This is a genomic window from Bradyrhizobium iriomotense, assembly GCF_018129405.1.
Taxonomy (GTDB): Bacteria; Pseudomonadota; Alphaproteobacteria; order Rhizobiales; family Xanthobacteraceae; genus Bradyrhizobium; species Bradyrhizobium iriomotense_B.
The window spans coordinates 97,037-122,282 of record NZ_JAFCLP010000013.1; the positions used below are offsets into that span (position 1 = coordinate 97,037).

A 25,246-nucleotide genomic window follows, 5' to 3' on the forward strand; every position below is an offset into this window, starting at 1 on the left:
CGGGGCCAAACTTGCAATCTTGATGCCAGAATAGGCAGCGCGCCGGTTTCGTCCGTGCGTTATCACAAGGACTTGTCGTCGCAGGAGCAATTTGCAGAATAAGTTTCTCTTTGGCATAGCCATTGCATACGATTGCATCAAAATTAATCATCGAAAGCCGAAGAAGGATCGAGGCGATGCTTATCAAGAACAAGAAGACACGGGTGGCGCTGATCGCGCTTTTGGCACTTGGCAGCGCGGCCGCATGGCCGCGCGTGGTGGCTGCAGAAACCGTGCTGCGCATTGGCATGACGGCTGCCGATATTCCGCGCACCCTCGGTCAGCCCGATCAGGGCTTTGAAGGCAATCGCTTCACCGGCCTCACCATGTATGACGCGCTGACCGGCTGGGATCTGTCCTCCGCCGACAAGCCCAGCGTGGTGATTCCCGGCCTTGCCACCGAGTGGAAGGTCGACGATGCCGACAAGACCAAATGGACCTTCAAGCTGCGTCCCGGCGTGACCTTCCATGACGGCTCGCCGTTCAATGCCGACGCCGTGGTGTGGAATGTCGAGAAGGTGTTGAAGCAGGACGCGCCACAGTTCGACGCCAGCCAGGTCGGCGTCACGGCCTCGCGCATGCCGACGCTGGCCTCCGCAAAGAAGATCGACGACATGACGGTCGAGCTCACCACCAAGGAGCCCGACAGCTTCCTGCCGATCAACCTCACCAATTTGTTCATGGCGAGCCCGGCGAAATGGCAGGCCTTCTACGACAAGGCTGAAGGCACTGACGCCAAGGCGAAGTCGCAGGCCGCCTGGACCGCGTTCGCCAAGGATGCCTCGGGCACCGGCCCGTGGAAGATGGCGAGCTTCACCCCGCGCGAGCGGCTCGAGCTGGTCAAGAACGCGAGCTACTGGAACAAGGATCGCGTGCCCAAGGTCGACAAGATGGTGCTCTTGCCGATGCCGGAGGCGAACGCGCGCACCGCGGCGCTGCTCTCGGGTCAGGTCGATTGGGTCGAAGCACCGGCGCCGGATGCGCTGCCCGAGCTGAAGCAGCGCGGCTTCAAGCTCTACGCCAATGAGCAGCCGCATGTCTGGCCGTGGCAGTTCTCGCGCGTCGAGGGCTCGCCCTGGAACGACATCCGCGTGCGCAAGGCCGCCAATCTCTGCGTCGATCGCGAAGGCCTCAAGGACGGTCTGCTTGCGGGGCTGATGGTGCCGGCGTCCGGCACTTTCGAGCCCGGCCATCCCTGGCGCGGCAAGCCGGGCTTCGAGATCAAGTATGACAAGGCGGCTGCGCAAAAGCTGATGCAGGAAGCCGGCTTCGGTCCCAGCAAGAAGCTTGCGGTCAAGATCCAGACCTCGGCGTCCGGCTCCGGCCAGATGCAGCCGCTGCCGATGAACGAATATCTCCAGCAGGCGCTCGCCGAGTGCTATTTCGACGTGAAGCTCGACGTCATCGAGTGGAACACGCTGTTCACCAACTGGCGCCGCGGCGCCAAGGACCCCAGCGCCAACGGCTCGAACGCGACCAACGTCACCTATGCGGCGATGGACCCGTTCTTCGCGCTGGTGCGCTTCCTGCAATCGAGCATGGCGCCGCCGGTCTCGAACAATTGGGGCTTCATCAACGATTCCAAGTTCGACGAGCTGGTGAAGAAGGCGCGGCAGACCTTCGATCCCGCCGCGCGCGACGCCGCGCTCGCCGAGCTGCACGCGGCCTCCGTCGATGACGCTGCCTTCCTCTACGTCGCCCACGACGTCGGCCCCCGCGCCATGAGCCCGAAGGTGAGAGGCGTTGTGCAGCCGAAGAGCTGGTTCATCGACTTCTCGCCGGTGTCGATCGCGCAGTAATCCACCGGCTTGCTGAGTGCACCCTCTCCCCTTGTGGGAGAGGGTGGCTTCGCGACAGCGAAGCCGGGTGAGGGGTCTCTCTCCGCGAGTGACCCTCTCACTTGAATTATGTGTCCGCGGATAGAACCCCTCATCCGGCGCTTCGCGCCACCTTCTCCCACAAGGGGAGAAGGGAAGAAAAAGAAACAACGTGCTCGCCTATACCGCCAGACGCATTGTCTATGTCGTCCCGATCGTCATCAGCGTGGCGCTGGTGTGCTTCCTGCTTGTGCACATCACGCCGGGCGATCCGCTCGTCGCTGTGCTGCCGGCCGATGCGTCGCAGGAGCTCGCGGCGCAGCTGCGCGCCGCCTATGGCTTCGATCGCCCGCTGCCGGTGCAGTTCGGGCTTTGGCTGCTGCGTGCCCTTCATGGCGATCTCGGCAATTCCATCGCGACGGGACGCCCGGTGCTGGCCGAAGTCATGCGCGCGGTCGGCAACACCGTCACGCTCGCGATTGCGGCCGCCATCATCGGCTTCACCATGGGCATCCTGCTCGGCCTGATCGCCGGCTATTTCCGCGAGACCTGGATCGACAAGGTCGCGACCTCCTTCGCCATCGCCGGCGTCTCCGTGCCGCATTACTGGCTCGGCATGCTGCTGGTCATCATCTTCTCGGTCCAGCTCAACTGGTTGCCCGCGGTCGGCGCCGGCCCCAGCGGCTCCAACTCCTGGGCCTGGGACTGGGCACACCTGAAATATCTCGTGCTGCCGGCGATCACGACCTCGGTGATTCCGATGGGCATCGTCACCCGCACGGTGCGCGCGCTGACCGGTGATATCCTGTCGCAAGACTTCGTCGAAGCACTGCGCGCAAAAGGCCTGCGCGAAACCGGCGTGTTCCGCCATGTCATCAAGAACGCCGCACCCACCGCGCTCGCGGTGATGGGGCTTCAGCTCGGCTACATGCTCGGCGGCTCGATCCTGATCGAGACCGTGTTCTCCTGGCCGGGCTCGGGCTTCCTGCTCAACTCGGCGATCTTCCAGCGCGACCTGCCGCTGCTGCAGGGCACGATCCTGATCCTGGCGCTGTTCTTCGTCTTCCTCAACCTGCTGGTCGACATCGCGCAAGCCGCGATCGACCCGCGCATCAAGCGGGGCTAGCCAATGAGCGAGCTTCCGTTGTCCGCAACCGCCGACGCCGCGCTGCAGGCCGCGCCTGCGACCAAGGCGCGCGGCTATTGGGCGACCGTCGGCCGCCGCATCATGCGCGACAAGGTCAGCATGGCCTGCGCGCTGGTGCTGCTGCTGATCTTCCTTTCCGCGATCCTTGCGCCGTGGCTCGGCCTCGAAGACCCCTACAAGGGCTCGATGATCCGCCGCCTCCGTCACATCGGCACCGTGGGCTATCCGCTCGGCACCGACGAACTTGGCCGCGACATGCTGGCGCGGCTGATCTATGGCGGGCGGCTGTCGCTGGTCATCGGCATCCTGCCCGTCATCCTGGCCTTCTGCATCGGCACCTCGCTCGGCATCGTCGCCGGCTATGTCGGCGGCAAGCTCAACACCGCGATCATGCGCACGGTGGACGTGTTCTACGCCTTCCCTTCCGTGCTGCTGGCGATCGCGATCTCCGGCGCGCTGGGGGCCGGCATCCTCAACTCCATCGTGGCGCTCACCATCGTGTTCGTGCCGCAGATCACCCGCGTCGCCGAGAGCGTCACCACGGGCGTGCGCAACATGGACTTCGTCGAAGCCGCGCGCGCCTCCGGCGCCGGCGCCTTCACCATCATGCGCGTGCACATCCTCGGCAACGTGCTGGGTGCGATCTTCGTCTATGCCACCAGCCTGATCTCGGTCTCGATGATTTTGGCGGCCGGTCTGTCTTTCCTCGGTCTCGGCACAAAACCGCCGGAGCCGGAATGGGGCCTGATGCTGAACACGCTGCGCACCGCGATCTACGTCAACCCCTGGGTCGCGGCCTTGCCGGGCGCGATGATCTTCGCGGTCTCGATCTGCTTCAACCTGCTCTCGGACGGCCTGCGCAGCGCCATGGACATCAGGAATTAGCGATGATGATGCGGAAGCACACTGTTGCGGCGTCCTCCGTACACCTCTCCCGGAGGGAGAGGTCGGATTGCATCGAACGATGCAATCCGGGTGAGGGGTTACGCTCCACCGGGAATGCCGCTCCCCCTCACCCGCGCCTTCGGCGCGACCTCTCCCCGATGGGGAGAGGTGGGAGGTCGCGGCCATGAGCGAGAGCAACACTTCTGTTGCCATGCTGGAGCAGGTCGAGGACGTCGGCGGCGTCGCGCAGCCGCTGCTCCAGGTCAACGGCCTGACGAAGCATTTCCCCGTGCGCGGCGGGCTGTTCGCCGCCAAACGTACCGTGCGTGCCGTCGATAATGTCACCTTCTCCGTCGCCAAGGGCGAGACGGTCGGCATCGTCGGCGAGTCCGGCTGCGGCAAGTCGACCACCGCGCGCCTCTTGATGCATCTGATGCCGCGCGATGACGGCGACATCATCTATGACGGCATGACCGTCGGCCAGTCGCTGTCGCTGCGCGAGCTGCGCCGCGGCATGCAGATGGTGTTCCAGGATTCTTACGCCTCGCTCAATCCACGTCTCACCATCGAAGAGTCGATCGCCTTCGGCCCAAAAGTCCACGGCATGGCCGATGGCACGGCGCGGGCGCTGGCCCGCGAGCTGCTCGGCAAGGTCGGCCTGCGCCCCGAAAACTTCGCCAACCGCTATCCGCACGAGATTTCCGGCGGCCAGCGCCAGCGCGTCAACATCGCACGTGCGCTGGCGCTGTCGCCGCGGCTGGTGATTTTGGATGAGGCCGTCTCCGCGCTCGACAAATCCGTCGAGGCGCAGGTGCTCAATTTGCTCGCCGATCTCAAGCGCGAGTTCGGCCTGACCTATCTCTTCATCAGCCACGACCTCAACGTCGTGCGCTACATCAGTGATCGCGTGCTGGTGATGTATCTCGGTGAGGTCGTCGAGCTCGGCCCGGTCGACCAGGTCTGGGACAACCCGGCGCATCCCTATACGCGTGCGCTGCTCGCTGCGATGCCGTCCTCCGATCCTGATAGCCGTACCGAGAAGCCGCCGATCACGGGCGATCCGCCCAATCCGATCGATCCGCCCCCGGGCTGCCGCTTCCACACCCGCTGCGCGTTTGCGGAGCCGCTCTGCGCAAATGCCGCACCAAAGCTCACGGCCGTCGATACAATGGGCCACGAGGCCGCGTGCTACATGGCGATCCCGGGTTCAGGCCATAGCCGCGCGCCCGCAGGGGAAACAGCATGACAAGACCGACACCAAAAGAGATCAAGCCCATCGCGCAAATCTCGGGCATTCCCGTGGACGATGAGATTGCAACGCGCATCTCCAACTCCATTGGACCCGCCTTCGAGGGCTTTGCCGCGATCGCCGGCACGCTGCCTTTCGACCTCGAGCCGGCAACTTATGTGGTTGCGCAGACGCAGAAGGTGTCGAAATGAGCCTTGTGCCTGCCTTGATGACGCTCACCGAGGTCGCGCGCGCGATCGCGATGAAGCAGGTGTCTTCGCATGAGGTCACGCGTGCGCTGCTGCACCGCATTGCGCAGTGGCAGCCGCATCTCAACGCCTTCGTGTCGATCGAGTCGGAAGCTGCCCTGAAGGCGGCCGAAGCTGCCGATGCCGAGCTCGCCAAGGGCAATGTCCGCGGGCCGTTGCACGGCGTGCCGCTCGCGCACAAGGACATGTATTACGATGCGGGCCACGTCGCGACCTGCGGCTCGCTGATCCGTCGCGATTTCGTCCCGACCGTGACGTCCACCGCCCTGCAGCGGCTGAAGGACGCCGGCCAGGTCCGCCTCGGCACGCTGCACCTCGCCGAATTCGCCTATGGTGCGACCGGGCACAACAGCCATTATGGTCCGGTGCGCAATCCCTGGAACGTGGCGCACATCACCGGCGGCTCGTCCTCGGGCTCCGGCTCGGCGGTCGCAGCGCGCTTGACCTATGCCGCGCTCGGCTCCGACACCGGCGGCTCGATCCGCATGCCCTCGCATTTCTGCGGCGTCACGGGACTGAAGACCACCTGGAGCCGCGTCAGCCGCGCCGGCGCCATGCCGCTGTCGCAATCGCTCGACACGGTCGGCCCGCTCGCGCGCACCGCGGAGGATTGCGCGCTGCTGCTGGCGTTGACGGCCGGCCCGGATCCGGAGGATCCGACCGCGAGCCACGAGCCTCTCTCGGACTACGTCGCCGCGACCAAGGGATCCCTGAACGGCCTCAAGATCGGCGTGCCCGAGACCTACTATGTCGACGATCTCGACAGCGAGGTCGCGCGCGTGCTCGACGAGACCATTGCGGTGCTCAAGCGCGAGGGCGCCGACATCGTCAAGGTCGAGCTGCCGGACCAGCGGCAATTGCAGGCGGCGAGCCAGCTCGTGCTGGCCGCTGAAGCCGCCGCCTTCCACAAGCGCTGGCTGATCGAGCGTTCGCAGGATTACGGCGCGCAGACATTGATGCGCCTCCAGAACGGCCTGGCCGTTCCCGCCATCACTTACCTCGAGGCGATGCGCTGGCGTGGTCCGGCACTCGCCGCGCACAATGCGGCGACGGCGGGCGTCGACGCGGTGATCGCCCCGGCCTCGCCGGTGCCGGCGCCGTCGATCGAGGAGAGCGACGTCGGCGGCGGACCGAACGCGCCGGCGCTGTTGCAGCGGCTGACGCTGTTCACCCGTCCGGTCAACTTTTTGGGCCTGCCGTCGCTGACCGTGCCCTCGGGCTTCACAAAGAGCGGCCTGCCTGTCGGCATGCAGCTGATCGGCCGCTCCTTCGATGAGGCGACCTTGCTCACCATCGGCGCCGCCTTCCAGCGTGCCACCGACTATCACGACCGGATACCCAAACTGCCGTCATGACAAAACTCGTCGAGATCTCAGGCCTCAACATCCGCTTCACCGGCGAGCGCACGGTCTATGCCGTGAACGATCTCAATCTCTCGCTCGGCAACAGTGAGGTGCTTGGCCTGCTCGGCGAGTCCGGTTCGGGCAAGAGCGTGACCCTGCGTGCCCTGATGCGGCTCTTGCCGAAGAAGCGCACGCAGATTTCGGGCACGGTCAACGTGATGGGACAGGATGTGCTCGCCATGAATGACGAGCAGCTTTCGTCCTTCCGCGGCCAGACCGTCTCGATGATCTTCCAGGAGCCCGCGCTCGCGCTCGATCCGGTCTACACCATCGGCGCGCAGATCGCCGAAAGCGTGGTGCGCCACGAGGGCAAAAGCTATGCGGAGGGCAGGGCGCGGGCGCTGGAGATGCTCGAGGTCGTGCGCATTCCCTCAGCCAAGCGTCGGTTAGATGCCTATCCGCACGAGATGTCCGGCGGCATGCGCCAGCGCGCGATGATCGCGCTGGCGCTCGCCTGCCGGCCCAAGATTTTGCTGGCGGACGAGCCGACCACCGCGCTCGATGCCACGGTGCAGATCCAGATCCTCTTGCTGCTGCGCGAGCTGCAGCGCGAGTTCGGCATGTCCGTGATCTTCGTGACCCACGACATCGGTGTGGCCATCGAGATCTGCGACCGCGTCGCGGTGATGTATGCCGGCCAGATCGTGGAGCAGGGGACCTTGCGCGACATCGTCCGCACCCCCGTGCATCCCTACGCCAAGGGCCTGCTCGCCTCGACCATCCACGGAGCGAAGCGCGGGGCACGGCTGGAGACCATCCCCGGCACGCCGCCATCGCTGGCCGAGAAACCCCACAACTGCTCCTTCGCCCCCCGCTGCGCCGCGGCGCAGCCGCGCTGCCTGGAGCAATTGCCAGGGAATGTGGAGGTAGGACCGGGCCGGGCGGCGCGGTGCGTGCTGGCGGAGCCGGTGGTGGTGACTTAGTTCGTTCTCCAGCTCAAGGCGAGCTTCCTTCAAAATTCCCCCACGACATCACCGACTTGTCACAGTTCGCCGGGCGCTGACCGCTGGGCGCACCTCTACTGTGCATGGGGTTGTTTTCGACTTTTTTGTCGGGGGTGGCGCGGCGCGGCCGCAAAGGTATTCAGACCTCATTCATCCCGGTTCCGGTTCCATGCGCCCGTTCACGCCAGAGGGACCTCACTTATGTACATTTCCAATGAAGGCCTGCTCGTCATCCTGTTCGTCGGCCTCGTCGCCGGCTGGCTCGCAGGCAAGGTGGTGCGCGGAACCGGGTTCGGCATCATCGGCGACATCGTGGTCGGCGTTGCCGGCGCGCTGGTTGCGAGCTTCCTGTTTCCGAAGCTCGGCATCCGGCTCGGGACCGGCCTCGTTTCGGAGATCGTCTACTCCGCCATCGGAGCGGTCATCCTGCTGCTGGTGGTGCGCCTGGTGCGTGGCGGCGGCCGCCTCTAGCGTCCCGATTCGGACTTTCAGCCTCGTCCTTTCCCCGGGAGGGGCTGAAAGCCTGCAAGAAAAAGCCGCAAGCCTGTGAAATTCCGGACTTGCGCGGAAGGCCGGTCGGGGTAGATGTGGCTCATCAGGGTCCTGGATTAATTCGACTGCGTTGGACGAGCGGAAAACGCGATGTTAATCCGGGTCAAGTACTCCTGAGATTGCCTTTGAAATCAGGGGCTTTGTCCCCTCACCCGAAAGAGAACAGACTGATGGCAGCCGCACCTGGCGTTCGCCGTTCAGAGCTCGGTGACGCGCTGCGCGCCTGTCGCACGGCGTTCGTCGGCGTCGGCCTGATGAGCTGCGTGATCAACCTGCTCTATCTGACCGGGTCGATCTTCATGCTGGAGGTCTACGACCGGGTGCTGCCGAGCCGCAGCGTTCCAACCCTGGTCGGCCTCATCATCCTCGCCAGCTTCCTCTACATGGCGCAGGGCGTGCTCGACATGATCCGCAACCGGATCCTGGGGCGGATCGGAACCGCGCTCGATGATGCCCTCAACAAGCGCGTGTTCGACACCATCGTGCGCCTGCCGCTGCTGGTCGGGAGCCGCAACGAGGGCCTGCAGCCGCTGCGCGACCTCGACAATGTCCGCTCCTTTCTCGGTGGCATGGGACCGAGCGCGTTCTTCGACCTGCCCTGGCTGCCGCTCTACCTCGCCATCTGCTTCGCGTTCCACGTCATGATCGGGGTGACCGCACTGGTCGGCGCCATCATCCTGGTGGGCTTGACGCTGGTTACCGAATTCATGTCCCGCCAGCCGGCGAAAGAGGCGATGGGCCTTGCCGCGCAGCGCAACGATCTCGCCCAGTCCAGCCGCCGCAACGCCGAGGTGATGGTGGCGATGGGCATGAGCGGCCGGATGAACCAGCGCTGGAGCGAGGCCAACGAAAAATATCTCGCCGGCAATCAGCGTGCCAGCGACGTCGCCGGCGGCTTAGGGGCGGTCGCAAAAGTGCTGCGCATGATGCTGCAATCGGCGGTGCTCGCCGTCGGCGCCTATCTCGTCATCCACCAGGAGGCGACCGCGGGCATCATCATCGCCGGCTCGATCCTCTCGGCCCGCGCGCTGGCGCCGGTCGATCTCGCGATTGCGCACTGGAAGTCCTTCGTCGCGGCACGTCAGAGCTGGCAGCGCCTCACGCGCCTTCTGGAGCAGATGCCGGCGCAGACGATGCCGACCCAGCTGCAGGCGCCGACCAGCCGCCTCTCGGTCGAGGGCATCGCCATGGTGCCGCCGGGCGACCAACGCCTCATCGTGCAGGACGTCACCTTCGCGCTCGACGCCGGCAACGGTCTCGGCGTGATCGGGCCGAGCGGCTCCGGCAAATCCTCGCTGATCCGCGCGCTCGTCGGTGTCTGGCAGCCGGTGCGCGGCAAGGTGCGGCTCGACGGCGCGGCGCTCGACCAATGGTCAAGCGACGTGCTCGGGCGCCACATCGGCTATCTGCCGCAGGACGTCGAACTGTTCGGCGGCACCATCGCGCAGAACATCAGCCGGTTCGATCCCGAGGCCACCTCCGACGGCATCATCGCCGCCGCCAAGGAGGCCGGCGTGCACGAGATGATCATCAAGATGCGCGAGGGCTACAACACGCAAGTCGGCGAGCAGGGCACAGCGCTGTCCGCAGGACAGGCGCAGCGCGTGGCGCTGGCGCGCGCGCTGTACGGCAGCCCGTTCCTGATCGTGCTCGACGAGCCGAATTCCAACCTCGATACCGAAGGCGACGAGGCGCTGACCCGCGCCATCCGCGCCGCCCGCGAGCGCGGCGCCATCGTCGTCGTGGTGGCGCATCGCCCCATCGGCGTCGAGGCGGTCGACCAGATTCTGGTGCTGCGCGAGGGCCGCATGCAGGCGTTCGGCCCGAAGGAGCAGGTGCTCGCTCAGGTGCTCCAGCCACGGGTGACACCGCCGGCACCGATCAAGGTCGTCAGTGAAGGCGGAGTGACAAAGTCATGAGCACGATGGCGATCGGCGGTACGAAGCCCGCCGCCAAGAAGACCGTGCGTGATTCCATCACGTTTCACCTGATGCTCGGCCTCGGCATCGTGCTGGTCCTCGTCGTCGGCCTCGGCGGCTGGGCATCGACGGCGCTGATCTCGGGCGCGCTGATCGCGCCGGGCCAGATCGTGGTCGAATCCAACGTCAAGAAGGTGCAGCACCCGACCGGCGGCGTGGTCGGCGAGCTGCGCGCCCGCGACGGCGACGTGGTCAAGGCCGGCGACATCGTGGTGCGGCTCGACGACACCGTGACCAGGGCGAACCTCGCCATCGTCACCAAGAATCTCGATGCCGCGCAGGCGCGCACCGCGCGGCTCCAGGCCGAGCAGCGCGGTCTCGACAAGATCGAGTTCCCGCAATCCCTGCTCGATCGCGGCAACGATCCCGATGTCAAGGCGCTGCTCTCCGCCGAGTCCAAGCTGTTCGACGTCCGCGTCAACGGCCGCGCCGGCCAGAAGGCGCAGCTCCGCGAGCGCGTCCTGCAGCTCAACGAGGAAATCGAGGGCCTGTCCGCACAGGAGACGGCCAAGGACAAGGAGATCGCGCTTGTCCAGAACGAGCTCACCGGCGTCCGCGATCTCTATGACAAGCGTCTGGTGCAGATCTCGCGCCTGACCCAGCTCGAGCGCGACAGTGCCCGCCTCAACGGCGAGCGTGCGCAGTACATCGCCTCGCGCGCACAGGCCAAGGGCAAGATCACCGAGACCGAGCTTCAGATCATCCAGGTCGACAAGGACATGGTCAGCGAGGTCTCCAAGGATCTGCGCGAGACCAACGACAAGATCGGCGAGCTGATCGAGCGCAAGGTCGCCGCCGAGGACCAGCTTCGCCGCGTCGACATCCGCGCGCCGCAGGACGGCATGGTGCTGCAATCGACGGTGCATACCGTCGGCGGCGTCGTCACTGCCGGCGACACGTTGATGCTGATCGTGCCGCAGGCCGACGACCTCCAGGTCGAGGCCAAGGTCAATCCGGTCGACATCGACAAGCTCCAGATCGGCCAGAAGACGCTGCTGCGCCTGTCCGCCTTCAACCAGCGCACCACGCCCGAGCTCAACGGCGTCGTCAGCCGCGTCTCGCCCGACGTCACCACCGAGCAGCGCACCGGCCAGAGCTATTACACCATCCGCGTCTCGATGCCGCCGGAAGAGATCGCCCGCCTCGGCGACGTCAAGATCATCCCCGGCATGCCCGTGGAAGCCTTCGTCCAGACCGGCGACCGCACCATGCTGTCCTACCTGATGAAGCCGCTGCACGACCAGCTGATGCGGGCCTTCCGCGAGAAGTGACGCGCGAAAGCGCGTCATCCCGGAGCGCGCCTGGCGCGCATCCGGGATCTCGAGCCGCACACTCGCTGTCATCGCCCGGCTTGACCGGGCGATCCAGTATTCCAGAGACCGTTGTGATTGAACCGAGACGCCGCGGCGTACTGGATGCCCCGGTCAAGCCGGGGCATGACAGCGGTGTGTTGCGGGATCTCGTAGGGTGGGCAAAGGCGCAACGCGCCGTGCCCACCGTCTTTCATACGACGAGCATTTTGGTGGGCACGCTTCGCTTTGCCCACCCTACGGCACTCTCTTCAGAAGTCAGAAGCAGAAGTGGTGGGTTACGCTGCGCTAACCCACCCTACGGCACCTCCTTCTTTGCTATAGTTCGGCTCAAGCCCCCAGCAACCCGGCGGTCGAACAATGCAGTCCCCTCCGTCCATCGCCACCAAATCCTTCTCCGATGCGTCTCTTGCCGTTGCCCGGCTCGAAGAGATCTACGAGCGCAACACAAAGTTCCTGCGCGACCGGTTCGAGGCCTATGTTGGCGGCGAAGCCGTCACCACGCGGGTGCGGGCCTACTATCCCTTCGTCCGCCTCACCACCGCGACGCATGCGCGGCTCGATTCCCGGCTGTCCTACGGCTTCGTCGCCGGACCCGGCGTGCACGAGACCAGCGTCACGCGGCCGGATCTGTTCCGCGCCTACCTGACCGAGCAGATCGGTCTGTTGATCCAGAATCATGGTGTGCCGGTCGAGATCGGCGAGTCGACCGAGCCGATCCCGATTCACTTCGCCTATCGCCGCGACATCAACATCGAGGCCGCCATCACGACCAGCGAGAACTCGCCCGTCACGCGCTCGCTGCGCGATGCGTTCGACGTCCCTGACCTTGCCACCATGGACGATGCCATCGCCGACGGCACCTTCGAGCTCCAGGCGGGCGCGCCCGAGCCGCTGTCCCTGTTCCGCGCTGCCCGCGTCGACTACTCGCTGCGCCGGCTCTACCACTACACCGGCACCGATCCCGAGCATTTCCAGAACTTCGTGATCTTCACCAACTACCAGTTCTATATCGACGCCTTCGCGCAGCTCTGCCAGCAGCGGCTTCAGGCTAGTGAAGCCGGCCTCGAAGCCTTTGTCGCGCCCGGCAACGTCATCACACGCGCCGGTGGCGCGACGACGGGGGCCGCGCCCGCCCGCACGCCGCAGATGCCGGCCTTCCACCTGGTCGAACCCGATTATCGCGGCATCACGCTGATCAATATCGGCACCGGCCCGTCGAATGCGCGCAACGTCACCGACCACGTCGCGGTGCTGAGGCCGCACGCCTGGCTGATGCTCGGCCATTGCGCGGGCCTGCGCAACACGCAGCGGCTCGGCGACTACGTGCTCGCGCACGGCTATGTGCGCGAGGATCACGTGCTCGACCGCGAGCTGCCGCTCTGGGTCCCGATCCCGGCATTGGCCGAGATGCAGGTTGCACTCGAGGAGGCGGTCGAGGACGTGACCGGCCTCGAAGGCTTCGAGCTCAAACGCCTGATGCGCACAGGGACTGTCGCGAGCGTCGACAACCGCAACTGGGAGATTTCCGGGCCCGAGGTGATCCGCCGCATGTCGCAGTCGCGCGCGGTCGCGCTCGACATGGAATCGGCTGCGATCGCCGCCAACGGTTACCGCTTCCGCGTCCCCTACGGCACGCTGCTGTGCGTCTCCGACAAGCCGCTGCATGGCGAGATCAAGCTCGCGGGCATGGCCAGCGAATTTTACCGCCGCCGTGTCGGCCAGCATCTCGAGATCGGCCTGAAGGCACTGGAGCGGATCAAGCAGCAGGAATCCGAACGCCTGCATTCGCGAAAGCTGAGAAGCTTTGCCGAAGTGGCATTCCAGTAAAGGACAACAGAACTGTCGTACGAACGCTGACGTCTCCGTGAGCACCGCGTCCCGGAATAACGCTGCCGAGGCAGGGTTATCAATTCGTCCGGGGCGCGCGAAGCAGGACAGGAGACGAAGATGTTCACTGGGATGATCAGGCTCGTCACGCTAGGTACATTTGCGGCAGCCCTGTTGAGTTTGCCGGCGTTCGCGGCGGGCGGTGGTGGAGGAGGCGGTGGCGGTTCCGGTTCTACCGATCCTTATGCCGGCGCCTATTCGGATCAGAAGCCGCAGGCGACCTATCCGAAGCGGCCAGGCGCCAAGGCAACCCAGAAGGGTAAGAAGCAAGGCAACCAGTCCAGCATTGGCGATCCCGCTTTCGCCGCCGGCTATCGCGCCGCCTATGATACCATCTACGAGCACAACGACTATGCGGCCGCGATCGCGCAGTTGAAGTCGCTCGGCCATGACGACCATCCGAACGTCGCCAACCTCATCGGCTACTCCTACCGCAAGCTCGGCGACTACGAACAGTCGCAGGTCTGGTACGAGCGCGCCTTGCAGGCAGATCCGAACCACGTGCTGACATGGCAATATTATGGACTGTGGCAGCTCGAGCGGGGCAACCGCGAGCAAGCGCTCTATCACCTCGGTCGGATCGCATCGATCTGCGGGACGGACTGCGAGGAATATCGATCGCTGGCCGCGGCACTGGACAAGCCGGCCGGAACGGCGCTCGTTTACTGAAGTCGGAGCGTGGCGGGCTGACGGGCGCGCTGTTGAAGAGCGTCGTATGACGGCCATGTCACCGGCGCGGGTGGTGACAACGCGTCAGATTTTCAGCATTGTCCCGTTCGGGGGCGCGAACGGGACAATTGGATGCCGCTGACGCGCGACAGGATTATCGGCCACGACCTCGAACGTCTGGCCTTTCGCTTCACCATGCTGAACGATGGTGACGTCGTGGATTGCCAGATCTCCGACGCCGCGATGGACGAACTTGCGGGCATGCAGGGCACCGAGAGCAGCGCGCGGCAGGCGCAATTCCTCTCTCTGCGCGAAACCATCGAACGCATCGCCTCGGACCTCTACGACGAGGCGCCGAGGGTGCAGGGCTACGTGGTGCGGATTTTCATGCGGCATTTGGGGCGGTAGGGCACAACGCTTCCACGATGTCGTCCTGGCGAAGGCCAGGACCCATTACCACCGGCTTACGTTATTAGAAGAAGCTGTGGCACCACTGTCCGCATAACGCTCATTCGGGGTAATGGGTCCTGGCCTTCGCCAGGACGACACCGAATGTAAGGCGCGGCCGCACCGTCTCCCTCGACGCGAGGAGCCCGCTATTCCTCCAGCTTCCTCAACAACAACCTCAGCGCCGTCGCAGCAAACACCTGCATGTTCGCGAACCGGTCGTTGCTGCCTGTCTCCAGCGTCATCACCTCCGCTGCGGGCCCCGCGACGGCCATGCAGCTATGGCCGGCGGCATCACCGTAGCGGTTGCCGGTAGGGCCGGCTGCGCCGGTCTCGGACAGGCCCCAGTCGCAGCCAAAGCGGCTGCGCATCTGTTCGGCCAGTAATTGCGCGTAGGGCTCGGACGACGAACGGAAGCCCTTCATTCCTTCATCCGAAATATCCATCAGCACGCGCCTGGCATCGCGGGTGTAGACCACGGCGCCGCCGAGGTAATAGGCGGAGGCGCCGGGCACCGCGAGCAGGCTGGCCGAGATCAGTCCGCCGCCGGACGATTCCGCCACCGCAATGGTCTGTTTGCGCGCGATCAGTTTTGCCGCGACCTGTTCCGCAATGCCGATGAGCTCTTTCATCCCTGAGACCCCTTATTCCTTCGCAACCGAGCTCAGCCTTCCTAGCATATGACAGCAGGCTTGGCCGAGTTGCGAGCGACGGGCAGGCCTGCTTGAATGGTGGGGTACAAAAAGAGACATGCGAGGAAACGTGAGAAGGGAGACGTCATGGCGTCCCTGATCGCCGGCGGCATCGATTGCGACGTGCATCCGGCTGTGCCGCATCTGACCAGCCTGCTGCCGTACCTGAACGACTATTGGCGCGATCAGGTGACGACGCGCGGCATGGTCGATCTCGTCTCGCAATCCTATCCGAAGAACTCGCCGATCACGGCGCGTCACGACTGGCGGCCCGAAAGCGGCAAGCCGGGCGAGAGCCTGGAGGCCATGCAACGTCATGTGCTCGATCCCTTCCAGCTCAAGCATGCCATCTGCAATCCGCTCTACGGCGTGCAGATGGTGTTTTCGGAAGATTTGCAGGCCGCCTTTTGCCGCGCGCTGAACGACTGGCTTGTGAAGGAATGGCTCGATCGCGATTCACGACTGCGCGGCTCGATCGTGATCCCCACGCAAAGCATCGAGAAGGCCGTCGCCGAGATCGAGCGCTGCGCAGAGGACAAGCGCTTCGTGCAGGTGCTGATGCTGGTGATGGGCGACACGCCGCTCGGCAAGCGCGCGCTGTGGCCGATCTATGAAGCCGCGGAACGGCTCGACCTGCCGATCGGCATCCACGCCGGTTCCGCCTATCACAATCCGCCGACCGCTGTGGGATGGGGGTCCTATCACATCGAGGACTATGTCGGTCAGGCCCAGGCGTTCCAGACCCAGCTCACCAGCGTGATCGTCGAGGGTGTGTTCGCCAAATATCCGCGGCTGAAAATGGTGATGCTGGAATCCGGCGTCTCCTGGATCGCGCCGTATCTCTGGCGGCTGCACAAGTTCTGGCGCGGGGTGCGGATGGAGACACCGTGGGTCGATCGCGCGCCGCTGGAACTTGTGCGCAGCAACATCCGCTTCTCGTTACAGCCATTTGATGCGCCGCCGGAACCCGAGACATTAATTCGCCTGTTTGAGCATATGCAGTCGGACGAATTGGTCTTATTCTCTACGGACTATCCGCACTGGCAGTTCGACGACCAGGACGCGCTGCCCGAAGGTCTGTCCCCCGATCTCGTGCGCAAGATCATGATCGACAATCCGTATGCAACCTATCCCCGCCTGAAATGAGCCCGCTGCCAAAGGAGGCAAGGCGATGAATGTCCAGTTCCGCGAGAGCCAAGAAGCCGCTTCCCCACTGACCGTCAAAACCGCGATCGCCGACTGCGACATCCACCCGGCACGCGCCACCCGCACCGAGCTCTATCCCTACCTCGCCAAGCGCTGGCAGCATCATCTCGAGATCTACGGCGTCCATGCCTATCAAGGCATGATGGAAGGCCCGCCCTATCCGAAGGCCCAGCCCAACGCCTCGCGCCGCGATGCCTATCCGCCGGAAGGCGGCCCGCAGGGCTCCTCGCTCGCCTTCATGCAGAAGCAATTGCTCGATCCCAACAATGTGCAGCTTGGCGTGCTCAATCCGCTCAACACCGGACAGGGCATCCGCAATCACGAGCTCTCAGCCGCGCTGTGCTCGGCGATCAACGACTGGCAGATCGACAAATGGACCAGCAAGGACAAGCGGCTGAAGGCGTCCATCGTCGTCGGCAATGAGGATGGCCTGTCGGCCGCCGCCGAGATCCGCGAGCGCGCCGGCGACAAGAATTTCGTGCAGGTGCTGCTGCTCAGCCGCAACGTCGAGCCGCTCGGCCAGCGCCGGTACTGGCCGATCTACCAGGCCGCGGAAGAGGCCGGTCTTCCCGTCGGCGTCCACGCCTTCGGCTTCGGCGGCAACCCGATCACGCCGTCGGGCTGGCCGAGTTACTACATTGAGGAGATGGTCGGGCATTCGCAGTGCCAGCAATCGGCGCTGGCGAGCCTCGTGCTCGAAGGGGTGTTCGAGCGCTTCCCGAAACTGAAGATGGTGATGATCGAGGCCGGCTTCGGCTGGGCGCCGTCGCTGGCGTGGCGGCTCGACAAAGCCTGGCAGCGGCTGCGCAGCGAGGTTCCGCATGTGAAGCGCCCGCCGTCGGAATACATCCGCGAGCAGGTGTGGTGGACGACGCAGCCGATGGAGGATCCGGAGCGGCGCGAGGATCTGTTCGACGTCATCAAATGGGTCGGCTGGGACAAGCTGCTGTTCGCGACCGACTATCCGCATTGGGACTATGACGAGCCGTCGCGCGTGCTGCCGGCGGGCGTCAGCGAGGCCAACCGCGAGGCGTTCTATCTCGGCAACGCGAAGAAGCTCTACGGAATCAATTGATGGCGCGGCATGTGATCGCGCCTGTGGATGAGCTTCCGCCGGGCACGCGAAAATTCCTGGAGATCGACGGACGGCCGATCGCGGTCTTCAACATCAAGGGCGAATATTTCGGCCTGATGAACCGCTGCCCGCATCAGGGTGCGGCATTGTGCGAGGGCCCGCTGATCGGCCTCGCCCAGTCGAGCAATCCCGGCGAGATCGAATACACGAAACTCGGCGAGATCATCCGCTGCCCCTGGCACGGCTGGGAGTTCGACATCCGCACCGGACAATCCTACTGCGATCCCCGCCGCTTCCGCGTGAAGGCCTATCCGGCTCAGGTCGAGCCCGGCGCGCGCGTGGTGAAGGGACCGTATGTCGCCGAGACTGTCACGGTGAAGGTCGAAAGCGACTACGTGGTGGTGGAGCTGTAGTCCTCACCGCGCCGGAGCTGCGCTCCCTCGCCCCGCTTGCGGGGAGAGGGTTGGGGTGAGGGGGAGTCTCCGCAGGGACGGTGAGAGTTGGATTCGCGGAGAGTCCCCCTCACCCGGAATCCGCGCTTTCAGCGCGCATTCCGGCCTCTCCCCGCAAGCGGGGAGAGGCGAAGGAAGAGACGCCCCGAAATGACCCTCAATGCCCCGCAACCGGCTCCGCCGCCACATCATAGGTCGGCACCGCATTGCCGCCGCCGCGGTAAACGATCGAGGCCGCGATGATGCCGAGGAGCGCGGCGAACATCAGCCAGGCGCCGGGCGCGGCCTTGTTGCCGGTGTAGTCGATCAGCCAGGTCGAGGCGAACGGCGTGAAGGTGCCGAACAGCGCAGCCGCAAGCGCGAAGGCGAGCGAGAAGCAGGTGGTGCGCACATGCGCAGGCACGATCTCGACGAGGGCGCCGAGCATGGTGCCGCTGTACATGCCGAAATAGAACGAGAACATCATCTCGACGGCGAGCAGCTTGCCGAAGGTCGGCGCGGCCACCAGCCAGGACAGCGCCGGGTAGGCGGTCACCAGGGCGAGGCCGGCGATCCCGAGCAGCACCGGCTTGCGGCCGATGCGGTCGGACAGCGCGCCGCCGACCGGATTCCAGATGAAGTTGGTGACCGCCACCAGCAGCGTCACCAGCAGCGCGTCATGCGTCGACAGCTTCAGCACCGTCTTGCCGAAGGTCGGCGTGTAGACGGTGACGAAATAGAACGTCGTCGTGGTCAGGATCGCGATCATCATGCCGAGCAGCACGATGCGCCAGTTGGCGAGCGCGGAGGCGAACACCTCGCTGGCCGTCGGGTGCTTCTTCATCGCGAGGAACGCCGGGGTTTCCTCCAGCGTGCGCCGCAGGACAAAGATCAGCGGAATGATCAGGCAGCCGACGAAGAACGGAATGCGCCAGCCCCAGGACGCGACCGTGTCGGCCGGCATTATCTCGGAGAGGACGTAGCCGAGGATCGAGGCGACGAAGATCGCGACCTGCTGGCTCGACGACTGGAACGAGGTGTAGAAGCCGCGATTGCCGGGCGTTGCGATTTCCGCGAGATATACTGAGACGCCGCCGAGCTCGACGCCGGCGGAGAAGCCCTGCAGCAGGCGGCCGATCAGCACGATGACCGGCGCCGCAATACCGATGGTCGCGTAGCTCGGGCAGAACGCGATGACGACGGTGCCGAACGCCATGATGCCGAGCGTGACGATGAGGCCCTGGCGGCGGCCGATGCGGTCGATATAGGCGCCGAGCACGATGGCGCCGACGGGGCGCATCAATGCGCCGAGCCAGAACACGCCGAAGGTGTTGAGCAGCGAGGCGGTCTCGTTGGTCGAGGGGAAGAACGCCTTGCCGATCGCGGCGGCGTAGAAGCCGAACAGGAAGAAATCGAACTGCTCGAGGAAATTGCCGCTGGTGGCGCGCAGGATCGCGCCGATGCGCGACTTGATCACGGGCGGATTGGTTGAGTTGGCTGGTCCAGCCATGACGTTGCTCCCCTTGGAAAGACGTGGCCGGACCGGAACTCATTTCACGGCAAGGCGACAGATTGAAGCTGCGACAATCTGTCATACCCCTTCCCGCGCGAGGGCTGGGGAGTCAACCGGTTTTCCGGAGGAAGCTGATGATTTTTCAGGCTTTATTTTGCGTTGCGGCGAGGATCCATTGGCGGAACGCGGTGAGCTTCGGCGCCTCTCGACGGCCGTCGGGAGAGACCAGATAAAACCCCGCATCCGCCGGCAGCGCGATCTTGAACGGGACCACCAGCCGGCCCTTGGCGATGTCGTCCTGGACGTAGGAGGTCCGTCCCATCGCCACGCCCATGCCGTCGATCGCCGCCTGCACCGTCATCAAGGTCATGTCGAAGGTGATGCCGGGCTGCCGGGAGATGCCGGCCGAAAGGCCCGCTGCGGTCAGCCAGAGCCGCCAGTCGTCACTGACATTGGTGTGCAGCAGCACGTGGTCCTTCAGATCCTCCGGACGACGTAGCGGCTTGTCACCGCGCAGCAGCGAGGGGCTGCACACTGGAAACAACTCGTCCGCCATCAGCCAGTCGGCGCGCAGGCCCGGCCATTGGCCGCGGCCGTAGCGGATCGCGACATCGACATTGTCGCGCTGGAAGTCGACGAGGCTGGTCGAGGTGGTGATGCGGACGTCGATGCCGGGATGACTCTCCTGGAAATCGGTGAGCCGCGGCAGCAGCCACTTTGCGGCAAGCGAGGCGATCGTCGAGACCGTCAGCACCTTGTCGTCGTCCTTGCGCAGGAGACGGTCGGTGGCAAGGCGGAGGTCGTTGAAGGCGGCGCGCACGCCCGGCAGGTAGTCACGCGCCTCCGGCGTCAGCGCCAGGGCGCGGTTCTGCCGGATGAACAGGCGGATGCCGAGCTCCTCCTCGAGCCTGCGGATCTGATGGCTGATCGCGGTCTGGGTCACGTTCAGCTCGCTGGCCGCCAGCGTGAAGCTGAGATGGCGCGCGGCGGCCTCGAACGCCCGCAATCCGTTGAGGGAGGGCAATCTGGCAGTCATCTGGCAGCAGGATGCATGACGTTATTTCATGCGAAAGGGTACAAATTGTCGTTTGTCGCAGCGCACTCGGAAGCAGATATTAGCGGTCAACTTAGCTCCAGGAGCTGAAAATGTCTACTTTGACTGACAATTCGATGACAAATCATCATGCGCACGGTCTGCTCTACCAGATCGGCGAGACCCTTCATGTCTGGCACGAGCGCTACCGGACCCGGCGCGAGCTGACCCACTGGACCGCCCGCGATCTCCACGACGTCGGGCTGTCCTGGAGCGACATCGCCTACGAGGCCGACAAACCCTTCTGGCGGGCCTGATTGGCCGCCAGGCCGGCGCCGCCTGACTTTGGGGGCGCTGGCGGTCCCTTTTTGTGAAGGGCTTGTGCCATGAGCACTCTCCGCCTCGAAGACCTGAAGCAATATTCGGATACGCTGCGCACCCGGCACGGCGAGGTGCTCAACGTCCGCTTTGTGGAGCCGCGCGATACCGACGAGCTCCAGCACTATTTCCGCTCGCTCTCGACCCACTCCCGCTACAATCGCTTCTTCGGCGCCATCAGCGAATTGCCGAAGGGCCTGCTGCACGATTTCCTCGAGGTCGGCGAGCGCGAACGTTTCACTGTCGTCGCGACCATGATGGTCGACGGCTTCGAGACCATCGTCGCCGAGGCGCGTTACGCCTTGCATGCGGACACCGCGACGCTCGAATTCGGCCTGTCGGTCGACGACCGCTGGCACGGCCGCGGCATCGCCACCGCGCTGATGAAGAACCTCGAATGTCGTGCCGCTGCACTTGGCGCCGAGCACATGTTCGGCGACACGCCGCGCTCCAACGAGGCCATGGTCTCGCTGGCGCGCAAATCCGGCTTCGCTTTCGTCAATCATCCCGATGACTGGAAGCTGGTGCGTTTCGACAAGGAGATCAGCGTCGCGCCGAAAGACATTCCCTGTGCGAGCTGGCGCCTCGCCGCCCTTTCCCGTCAGGCCGACAGCCCCTCAGCCTCGGCCTGACACTCTGCAAGCCCGGCCTGGCGCAGCCAGAGCCGGGCATTTTTTTGCCCTCATTTGGCATCGTCGTCGGTGAAGTCGGTCGAGGTGGCGACCGTCCGCCAGCCCGCCAGCTCCCGCGCAACAAAGATGTTCTTCGCCTCGATCCGCTCCACGGTGTCGCTGCCGAGCGGCAGGCGCAGCGGCGGATCCCTGGCATCGACCAGCTTCAGGAAGGCCTGCGCCAGCTTGCGCGGATCGCCGCGCTGGCCGCCATTGACGTCGGCCGCGTGCGCGCGGGTCCTGCCGACACTCTCGTGATAATCGTCAATCACCTGTGCGGTGCGCGACAGCGAGCTCTCGTCGAGGAAGTCGGTGCGGAAGAAGCCCGGCTCGACCACGGTGACCTTGATGCCGAGCGGCGCGACTTCGCCGGCCAGCGCCTCGCTGATTCCCTCGACCGCGAACTTGGTGGCACCATAGACGCCCCAGCCGGGATAGCCTGTGTAGCCGCCGACCGACGAGATGTTGATGACGTGGCCGGAACGCTGGCGGCGCATATGGGGCAGCACTGCGCGGGTGACACTGAGCAGGCCGAACACGTTCGTGCCGAACAGCTTTTGCGTTTCCGCATCGCTGGCTTCCTCGATTGCGCCCAAGAGGCCATAGCCGGCATTGTTGACGAGGATGTCGATGCGGCCGAAGCGCTTCACGGCCTCGCCTGCGGCCTCATGTGCTTCCGCCTCACTGGTGACGTCGAGCCGGGTGGCCAGCAGCCGCTCGTGCGTGCCGAGCCGCGCGGTGACGGTCGACGGGTCGCGCGCAGTGGCGACCACGGCATCTCCCGCTTTCAACGCGGCTTCCGCAATCAACGCGCCAAATCCGCGGGAAGCTCCCGTGATGAACCAGACACGCATGGTGTTGCCCTTTCCATTTGGGCCCGGTGATGTGCCGAAGCCGATGGGCAAGGTGTAGCGGCTCGCCATAGCTGAGATAATCCGCTATATACTCCGCAAGCTCTTGAGTAAAATTCATCAATGCGGATCGACCCGTCCGACCTCGCGACCTTCCTCGCCATCGCCCGTCACCGCAGTTTTCGCGCGGCGGCGACCGAGCTTGGCGTCACGCCCTCGGCGTTGTCCCATGCCCTGCGCACGATCGAGGAACGGCTCGGCCTGCGGCTCGTCAACCGCACCACCCGGAGCGTGGCACTCACCGAGGCCGGAGAACGCCTGTTCGCCCGCATTACGCCCGCCTTCCGCGACATCGACGACGCGCTCGAGGATCTCAACAATTTTCGCGGCAAGCCCGCCGGCACGCTGCGCTTCACCGCTGCGCGCCAGTCCGCACAGCTTGTGTTGCTGCCGATCGTGACGCGCTTCCTGAAGGAATTTTCCGAGGTGAGCGTCGAGATCGTCATCAACGATTCCCTGATCGACATGGTCGCGGCCGGTTTCGACGCCGGCGTACGCTTCGGTGAGACCATCGCCGCCGATATGATCGCCGTGCCGATCGGTCCGCGGCACCGCTTTGCCGTGATCGGCGCGCCCGCCTTCTTTAGGACGTACAAGCAGCCCGCCACGCCGCACGACCTGAAGGGCCTGCCCTGCATCCGCTACCGCTTCACCTCAGGCGCGCTCTACCACTGGGAATTCGAGCGCGGCGGCATCGAGCTCGCGATCGACGTCACCGGGCCGCTGACCATGAACGACCAGGACCTGATGGTCGATGCGGCGCTCGATTGCGTCGGCCTCGCTTACGTCTTCGAGCAGCAGGTCGAGGGGCTGCTGGCCAAACGCAAGCTGGTGCGCGTGCTCACCGACTGGTGCCCGGCCTATCCCGGCTTCTTCCTGTACTACCCAAGCCGACGCCAATTGCCGGCCGCGCTGCGGGCCTTCGTGGATTTTGCGCGGGCGCCTGCGAAGTAGCCAGCTGCGTAGCCCGGATGGAGCGCAGCGCAATCCGGGATTCGTGCCACAAGCGCAGGCGGCCCCGGATTGCGCTTCGCTTCATCCGGGCTACGGATACGCTACTTCCCCGGAAACACCGCCTTGCGCTTCTCGATGAAGGCCTGCACCGCCTCCTTGTGGTCGGCGGTCGTGGTCAGGCGCACCAGCCGCTCGGCCTCGTGATCCCGGGCGGTTTCGAAGTCGAACAGCAGGGCTTCGTCGAGATTGTCCTTCATGTAGCGCAGCGCCAGGCGCGGGCCTTCGGCGAGCGATTTTGCCAGCGCGAACGCTTCGGTCTGCAATTTGTCGTCGGGCACGACGCGGTTGACGAGGCCGATCGCTTCGGCGCGCGCGGCGTCGACGCGATCGCCGGTGAACATCAATTCGCGCGCCCGTGCGGTGCCGACGAGCCGGGTCAGCAGCCAGGCGATACCATAGTCGCCGCTGAGCGCGATGCGGGCATAGCCGGTGGCGACGAAGGCCGATTGCGCGGCGATGCGGATGTCGCAGGCCATGGCGATGGCAAGCCCGGCGCCGACCGCGGGGCCGGGCAGTGCGGCGATGGTCGGCTTGCGCACCGATACCAGCGCGCCGGTGAGCAGCCGCTGCCGCTCCTGCAGATCGGCGATGCGATCGTCCAGCGACATCTCCAGCTTTTTGGGGTCGCGATGCGCGCCCATGCCCTTGACGTTGCCGCCGGCGCAGAACGCCTCGCCCGCGCCGGTGAGCAGCAGCGCGCCGACGTTCGGATCCTCGGCGCAGGTCCGGATCATGGTGCGCAGCGCCGGCGTCAGCGCATCCGACAGCGAATTGCGCGCCTCCGGCCGGTTCAGCGTGATGACAGCGACGCGGTCGCGGATGACGCAGAGGAGTTCGCTGGTGCCGGTGTCGATGGTGGTTTCCGTGGTCATGTCGCCTCCCCTCATATCTGTTGTCATTCCGGGTTCGGCTCTTCGAGCCGCCCCGGAATGACAAATGCAATTCAAAACTTCTCCACCCAGGGCCGCAGCTCCAGCTCCCAGCTCCAGGCGCTGCGCGGCTGCTGCAACACGTTCCAATAGCTCTGCGCGATGGCATCGGGGTCGAGCATCGAATCCGGTTTGTCGGCTGGTTCGGTGCGCGCTGCGCTGCGGATGCCGCCGTCGATGACGAAATGCGCGACATGGATGCCTTGCGGCGACAATTCGCGCGCCAGGCTCTGCGCCAGCCCGCGCAACGCGAACTTGCCCATCGCGAACGAGGCCGACTGCGCATAGCCCTTGACGCTGGCCGAAGCGCCGGTGAACAGGATCGCGCCGTGCTGGTTCGGCAGCATGCGCTTGGCCGCCTGCTGCGCCACCAGGAAGCCGCCATAGGCGCTGACCGCGATCGCCTGCGCGACGTCGGCCGGGATCAGATCCACGAACGGCCCGCGCGTGCGGCCGCTGGCATTGTAGACCACGAGATCGGGCGTGCCGATCTCGCGCTCGACCAGGCCGAACAGCCGCTCGACCTCGTCAGGCTCGGTGGCGTTACAGGCATAGGCTTTCGCACCGGTCTCGCTGCAGAGCGCGCCGAGCTTTTCGATCTTGCGCGCGGCCAGCGCGACGCGGATTCCTTGCGCGGACAGCAGCCGGGCCAGTGAGGCGCTGAGGCCTTCGCCGGCGCCGACGATGAGCGCGATCTTGTATTTCGGGTGTTCCATGGCGTGATCTCTCAGGACGGGGAGCCGCTGATCTATGCATGCGCCGCGCGGACAACCAGCCAAGAACCGACGGCCAGCCGATCACAATTCCGCAGAGC

At 65.2% G+C, this 25,246-nt stretch carries 25 protein-coding genes; 19 read left to right on the forward strand and 6 right to left on the reverse strand.

The genetic code is table 11. The features are described from left to right. Positions 1-176 precede the first annotated feature (176 nt). The 13 genes from JQ592_RS24600 (at position 177) to JQ592_RS24660 (ending at position 14,540) form a co-directional block, all read left to right on the forward strand. Positions 177-1,838 carry an ABC transporter substrate-binding protein gene (locus tag JQ592_RS24600; protein WP_211405357.1) on the forward strand — a complete coding sequence of 554 codons (1,662 nt, stop codon included), beginning with the start codon at positions 177-179 and terminating at the stop codon, positions 1,836-1,838. 190 nt (positions 1,839-2,028) lie between these two features. Continuing rightward, positions 2,029-2,982 (forward strand): ABC transporter permease, encoded by a 954-nt coding sequence (locus tag JQ592_RS24605; protein ID WP_018643381.1) that lies wholly within the window; start codon positions 2,029-2,031, stop codon positions 2,980-2,982. A gap of 3 nt (positions 2,983-2,985) precedes the next feature. Beyond that, on the forward strand, positions 2,986-3,888 hold the full coding sequence (locus JQ592_RS24610; RefSeq protein ID WP_211405358.1) for an ABC transporter permease: 903 nt from the start codon (positions 2,986-2,988) through the stop codon (positions 3,886-3,888). 184 nt (positions 3,889-4,072) lie between these two features. After that, positions 4,073-5,134: an ABC transporter ATP-binding protein gene (locus tag JQ592_RS24615; RefSeq protein ID WP_211405359.1), complete on the forward strand. Its 1,062-nt coding sequence runs from the start codon at positions 4,073-4,075 to the stop codon at positions 5,132-5,134. Then, complete coding sequence (locus JQ592_RS24620) at positions 5,131-5,328, forward strand: hypothetical protein (RefSeq protein WP_211405360.1); 198 nt, start codon at positions 5,131-5,133, stop codon at positions 5,326-5,328. Before JQ592_RS24615 ends, JQ592_RS24620 begins: the two co-directional genes overlap by 4 nt. Next, entirely contained in the window at positions 5,325-6,740 is a 1,416-nt protein-coding gene (locus tag JQ592_RS24625) for an amidase (RefSeq protein WP_211405361.1), read from the forward strand. Before JQ592_RS24620 ends, JQ592_RS24625 begins: the two co-directional genes overlap by 4 nt. Next, complete coding sequence (locus JQ592_RS24630) at positions 6,737-7,711, forward strand: ABC transporter ATP-binding protein (RefSeq protein WP_211405362.1); 975 nt, start codon at positions 6,737-6,739, stop codon at positions 7,709-7,711. Before JQ592_RS24625 ends, JQ592_RS24630 begins: the two co-directional genes overlap by 4 nt. Before the next feature lie 222 nt (positions 7,712-7,933). Next, positions 7,934-8,203 carry a GlsB/YeaQ/YmgE family stress response membrane protein gene (locus JQ592_RS24635; protein WP_063696276.1) on the forward strand — a complete coding sequence of 90 codons (270 nt, stop codon included), beginning with the start codon at positions 7,934-7,936 and terminating at the stop codon, positions 8,201-8,203. A gap of 251 nt (positions 8,204-8,454) precedes the next feature. Then, positions 8,455-10,203 (forward strand): type I secretion system permease/ATPase, encoded by a 1,749-nt coding sequence (locus tag JQ592_RS24640; RefSeq protein ID WP_211405363.1) that lies wholly within the window; start codon positions 8,455-8,457, stop codon positions 10,201-10,203. Beyond that, a complete protein-coding gene (locus tag JQ592_RS24645) occupies positions 10,200-11,534 on the forward strand; it encodes an HlyD family type I secretion periplasmic adaptor subunit (RefSeq protein ID WP_211405364.1) in 1,335 nt (444 codons plus the stop codon). The genes JQ592_RS24640 and JQ592_RS24645 overlap by 4 nt, the downstream gene beginning before the upstream one ends. Before the next feature lie 399 nt (positions 11,535-11,933). Continuing rightward, complete coding sequence (locus tag JQ592_RS24650; protein ID WP_211405365.1) at positions 11,934-13,403, forward strand: AMP nucleosidase; 1,470 nt, start codon at positions 11,934-11,936, stop codon at positions 13,401-13,403. A gap of 120 nt (positions 13,404-13,523) precedes the next feature. Further along, positions 13,524-14,132, forward strand: coding sequence for a tetratricopeptide repeat protein (locus JQ592_RS24655; RefSeq protein WP_211405366.1), 609 nt, complete (start codon positions 13,524-13,526; stop codon positions 14,130-14,132). A gap of 132 nt (positions 14,133-14,264) precedes the next feature. After that, positions 14,265-14,540: a DUF1488 family protein gene (locus JQ592_RS24660; protein WP_130365771.1), complete on the forward strand. Its 276-nt coding sequence runs from the start codon at positions 14,265-14,267 to the stop codon at positions 14,538-14,540. A 188-nt stretch (positions 14,541-14,728) separates the two neighbouring features. On the opposite strand, the gene JQ592_RS24665 is transcribed toward JQ592_RS24660, so the two are convergent. Then, positions 14,729-15,211, reverse strand: coding sequence for a CinA family protein (locus JQ592_RS24665; RefSeq protein ID WP_211405367.1), 483 nt, complete (start codon positions 15,209-15,211; stop codon positions 14,729-14,731). 147 nt (positions 15,212-15,358) lie between these two features. On the opposite strand from JQ592_RS24665, the gene JQ592_RS24670 reads away from it, so the two are divergent. From JQ592_RS24670 to JQ592_RS24680, 3 genes are read left to right on the forward strand one after another with little or no spacing between them, the layout of a single operon-like run. Beyond that, positions 15,359-16,417: an amidohydrolase family protein gene (locus JQ592_RS24670; protein WP_211405368.1), complete on the forward strand. Its 1,059-nt coding sequence runs from the start codon at positions 15,359-15,361 to the stop codon at positions 16,415-16,417. Between the two features lie 25 nt (positions 16,418-16,442). Then, positions 16,443-17,552 (forward strand): amidohydrolase family protein, encoded by a 1,110-nt coding sequence (locus JQ592_RS24675; protein WP_211405369.1) that lies wholly within the window; start codon positions 16,443-16,445, stop codon positions 17,550-17,552. Continuing rightward, positions 17,552-17,965, forward strand: a complete 414-nt coding sequence (locus JQ592_RS24680) for a Rieske (2Fe-2S) protein (RefSeq protein WP_211405370.1) — start codon at positions 17,552-17,554, stop codon at positions 17,963-17,965. Before JQ592_RS24675 ends, JQ592_RS24680 begins: the two co-directional genes overlap by 1 nt. Before the next feature lie 196 nt (positions 17,966-18,161). On the opposite strand, the gene JQ592_RS24685 is transcribed toward JQ592_RS24680, so the two are convergent. Together JQ592_RS24685 and JQ592_RS24690 are read right to left on the reverse strand one after the other, a co-directional pair. After that, complete coding sequence (locus JQ592_RS24685) at positions 18,162-19,493, reverse strand: MFS transporter (RefSeq protein WP_211405371.1); 1,332 nt, start codon at positions 19,491-19,493, stop codon at positions 18,162-18,164. A 145-nt stretch (positions 19,494-19,638) separates the two neighbouring features. After that, complete coding sequence (locus JQ592_RS24690) at positions 19,639-20,532, reverse strand: transcriptional regulator GcvA (protein WP_211405372.1); 894 nt, start codon at positions 20,530-20,532, stop codon at positions 19,639-19,641. A 110-nt stretch (positions 20,533-20,642) separates the two neighbouring features. Between JQ592_RS24690 and JQ592_RS24695 the strand changes: the two genes are divergently transcribed. Together JQ592_RS24695 and JQ592_RS24700 are read left to right on the forward strand one after the other, a co-directional pair. Beyond that, on the forward strand, positions 20,643-20,846 hold the full coding sequence (locus JQ592_RS24695; protein WP_018643363.1) for a DUF1127 domain-containing protein: 204 nt from the start codon (positions 20,643-20,645) through the stop codon (positions 20,844-20,846). Between the two features lie 69 nt (positions 20,847-20,915). After that, positions 20,916-21,539 carry a GNAT family N-acetyltransferase gene (locus tag JQ592_RS24700; protein WP_211405373.1) on the forward strand — a complete coding sequence of 208 codons (624 nt, stop codon included), beginning with the start codon at positions 20,916-20,918 and terminating at the stop codon, positions 21,537-21,539. Between the two features lie 50 nt (positions 21,540-21,589). On the opposite strand, the gene JQ592_RS24705 is transcribed toward JQ592_RS24700, so the two are convergent. Beyond that, on the reverse strand, positions 21,590-22,432 hold the full coding sequence (locus JQ592_RS24705) for an oxidoreductase (RefSeq protein ID WP_211405374.1): 843 nt from the start codon (positions 22,430-22,432) through the stop codon (positions 21,590-21,592). A 120-nt stretch (positions 22,433-22,552) separates the two neighbouring features. Here JQ592_RS24705 and JQ592_RS24710 point away from each other — a divergent pair, with 120 nt between their 5' ends. After that, positions 22,553-23,443 carry a LysR family transcriptional regulator gene (locus JQ592_RS24710; RefSeq protein ID WP_211405375.1) on the forward strand — a complete coding sequence of 297 codons (891 nt, stop codon included), beginning with the start codon at positions 22,553-22,555 and terminating at the stop codon, positions 23,441-23,443. Positions 23,444-23,544: 101 nt separating this feature from the next. Here JQ592_RS24710 and JQ592_RS24715 read toward each other — a convergent pair whose 3' ends face one another. Continuing rightward, positions 23,545-24,375, reverse strand: a complete 831-nt coding sequence (locus JQ592_RS24715) for an enoyl-CoA hydratase (RefSeq protein WP_211405376.1) — start codon at positions 24,373-24,375, stop codon at positions 23,545-23,547. A 71-nt stretch (positions 24,376-24,446) separates the two neighbouring features. Continuing rightward, entirely contained in the window at positions 24,447-25,148 is a 702-nt protein-coding gene (locus tag JQ592_RS24720) for an SDR family oxidoreductase (RefSeq protein WP_211405377.1), read from the reverse strand. Positions 25,149-25,246: the final 98 nt, after the last annotated feature.

Excerpts from the sequence above, each read along its gene's own strand:
- JQ592_RS24600 (WP_211405357.1), top strand. The coding sequence starts at position 177 with ATGCTTATCAAGAACAAGAAGACACGGGTGGCGCTGATCGCGCTTTTG.
- JQ592_RS24610 (WP_211405358.1), top strand. The coding sequence starts at position 2,986 with ATGAGCGAGCTTCCGTTGTCCGCAACCGCCGACGCCGCGCTGCAGGCC.
- JQ592_RS24615 (WP_211405359.1), top strand. The coding sequence starts at position 4,073 with ATGAGCGAGAGCAACACTTCTGTTGCCATGCTGGAGCAGGTCGAGGAC.
- JQ592_RS24620 (WP_211405360.1), top strand. The coding sequence starts at position 5,131 with ATGACAAGACCGACACCAAAAGAGATCAAGCCCATCGCGCAAATCTCG.
- JQ592_RS24625 (WP_211405361.1), top strand. The coding sequence starts at position 5,325 with ATGAGCCTTGTGCCTGCCTTGATGACGCTCACCGAGGTCGCGCGCGCG.
- JQ592_RS24630 (WP_211405362.1), top strand. The coding sequence starts at position 6,737 with ATGACAAAACTCGTCGAGATCTCAGGCCTCAACATCCGCTTCACCGGC.
- JQ592_RS24635 (WP_063696276.1), top strand. The coding sequence starts at position 7,934 with ATGTACATTTCCAATGAAGGCCTGCTCGTCATCCTGTTCGTCGGCCTC.
- JQ592_RS24640 (WP_211405363.1), top strand. The coding sequence starts at position 8,455 with ATGGCAGCCGCACCTGGCGTTCGCCGTTCAGAGCTCGGTGACGCGCTG.
- JQ592_RS24645 (WP_211405364.1), top strand. The coding sequence starts at position 10,200 with ATGAGCACGATGGCGATCGGCGGTACGAAGCCCGCCGCCAAGAAGACC.
- JQ592_RS24650 (WP_211405365.1), top strand. The coding sequence starts at position 11,934 with ATGCAGTCCCCTCCGTCCATCGCCACCAAATCCTTCTCCGATGCGTCT.
- JQ592_RS24655 (WP_211405366.1), top strand. The coding sequence starts at position 13,524 with ATGTTCACTGGGATGATCAGGCTCGTCACGCTAGGTACATTTGCGGCA.
- JQ592_RS24660 (WP_130365771.1), top strand. The coding sequence starts at position 14,265 with ATGCCGCTGACGCGCGACAGGATTATCGGCCACGACCTCGAACGTCTG.
- JQ592_RS24665 (WP_211405367.1), bottom strand. The coding sequence starts at position 15,211 with ATGAAAGAGCTCATCGGCATTGCGGAACAGGTCGCGGCAAAACTGATC.
- JQ592_RS24670 (WP_211405368.1), top strand. The coding sequence starts at position 15,359 with ATGGCGTCCCTGATCGCCGGCGGCATCGATTGCGACGTGCATCCGGCT.
- JQ592_RS24675 (WP_211405369.1), top strand. The coding sequence starts at position 16,443 with ATGAATGTCCAGTTCCGCGAGAGCCAAGAAGCCGCTTCCCCACTGACC.
- JQ592_RS24680 (WP_211405370.1), top strand. The coding sequence starts at position 17,552 with ATGGCGCGGCATGTGATCGCGCCTGTGGATGAGCTTCCGCCGGGCACG.
- JQ592_RS24685 (WP_211405371.1), bottom strand. The coding sequence starts at position 19,493 with ATGGCTGGACCAGCCAACTCAACCAATCCGCCCGTGATCAAGTCGCGC.
- JQ592_RS24690 (WP_211405372.1), bottom strand. The coding sequence starts at position 20,532 with ATGACTGCCAGATTGCCCTCCCTCAACGGATTGCGGGCGTTCGAGGCC.
- JQ592_RS24695 (WP_018643363.1), top strand. The coding sequence starts at position 20,643 with ATGTCTACTTTGACTGACAATTCGATGACAAATCATCATGCGCACGGT.
- JQ592_RS24700 (WP_211405373.1), top strand. The coding sequence starts at position 20,916 with ATGAGCACTCTCCGCCTCGAAGACCTGAAGCAATATTCGGATACGCTG.
- JQ592_RS24705 (WP_211405374.1), bottom strand. The coding sequence starts at position 22,432 with ATGCGTGTCTGGTTCATCACGGGAGCTTCCCGCGGATTTGGCGCGTTG.
- JQ592_RS24710 (WP_211405375.1), top strand. The coding sequence starts at position 22,553 with ATGCGGATCGACCCGTCCGACCTCGCGACCTTCCTCGCCATCGCCCGT.
- JQ592_RS24715 (WP_211405376.1), bottom strand. The coding sequence starts at position 24,375 with ATGACCACGGAAACCACCATCGACACCGGCACCAGCGAACTCCTCTGC.
- JQ592_RS24720 (WP_211405377.1), bottom strand. The coding sequence starts at position 25,148 with ATGGAACACCCGAAATACAAGATCGCGCTCATCGTCGGCGCCGGCGAA.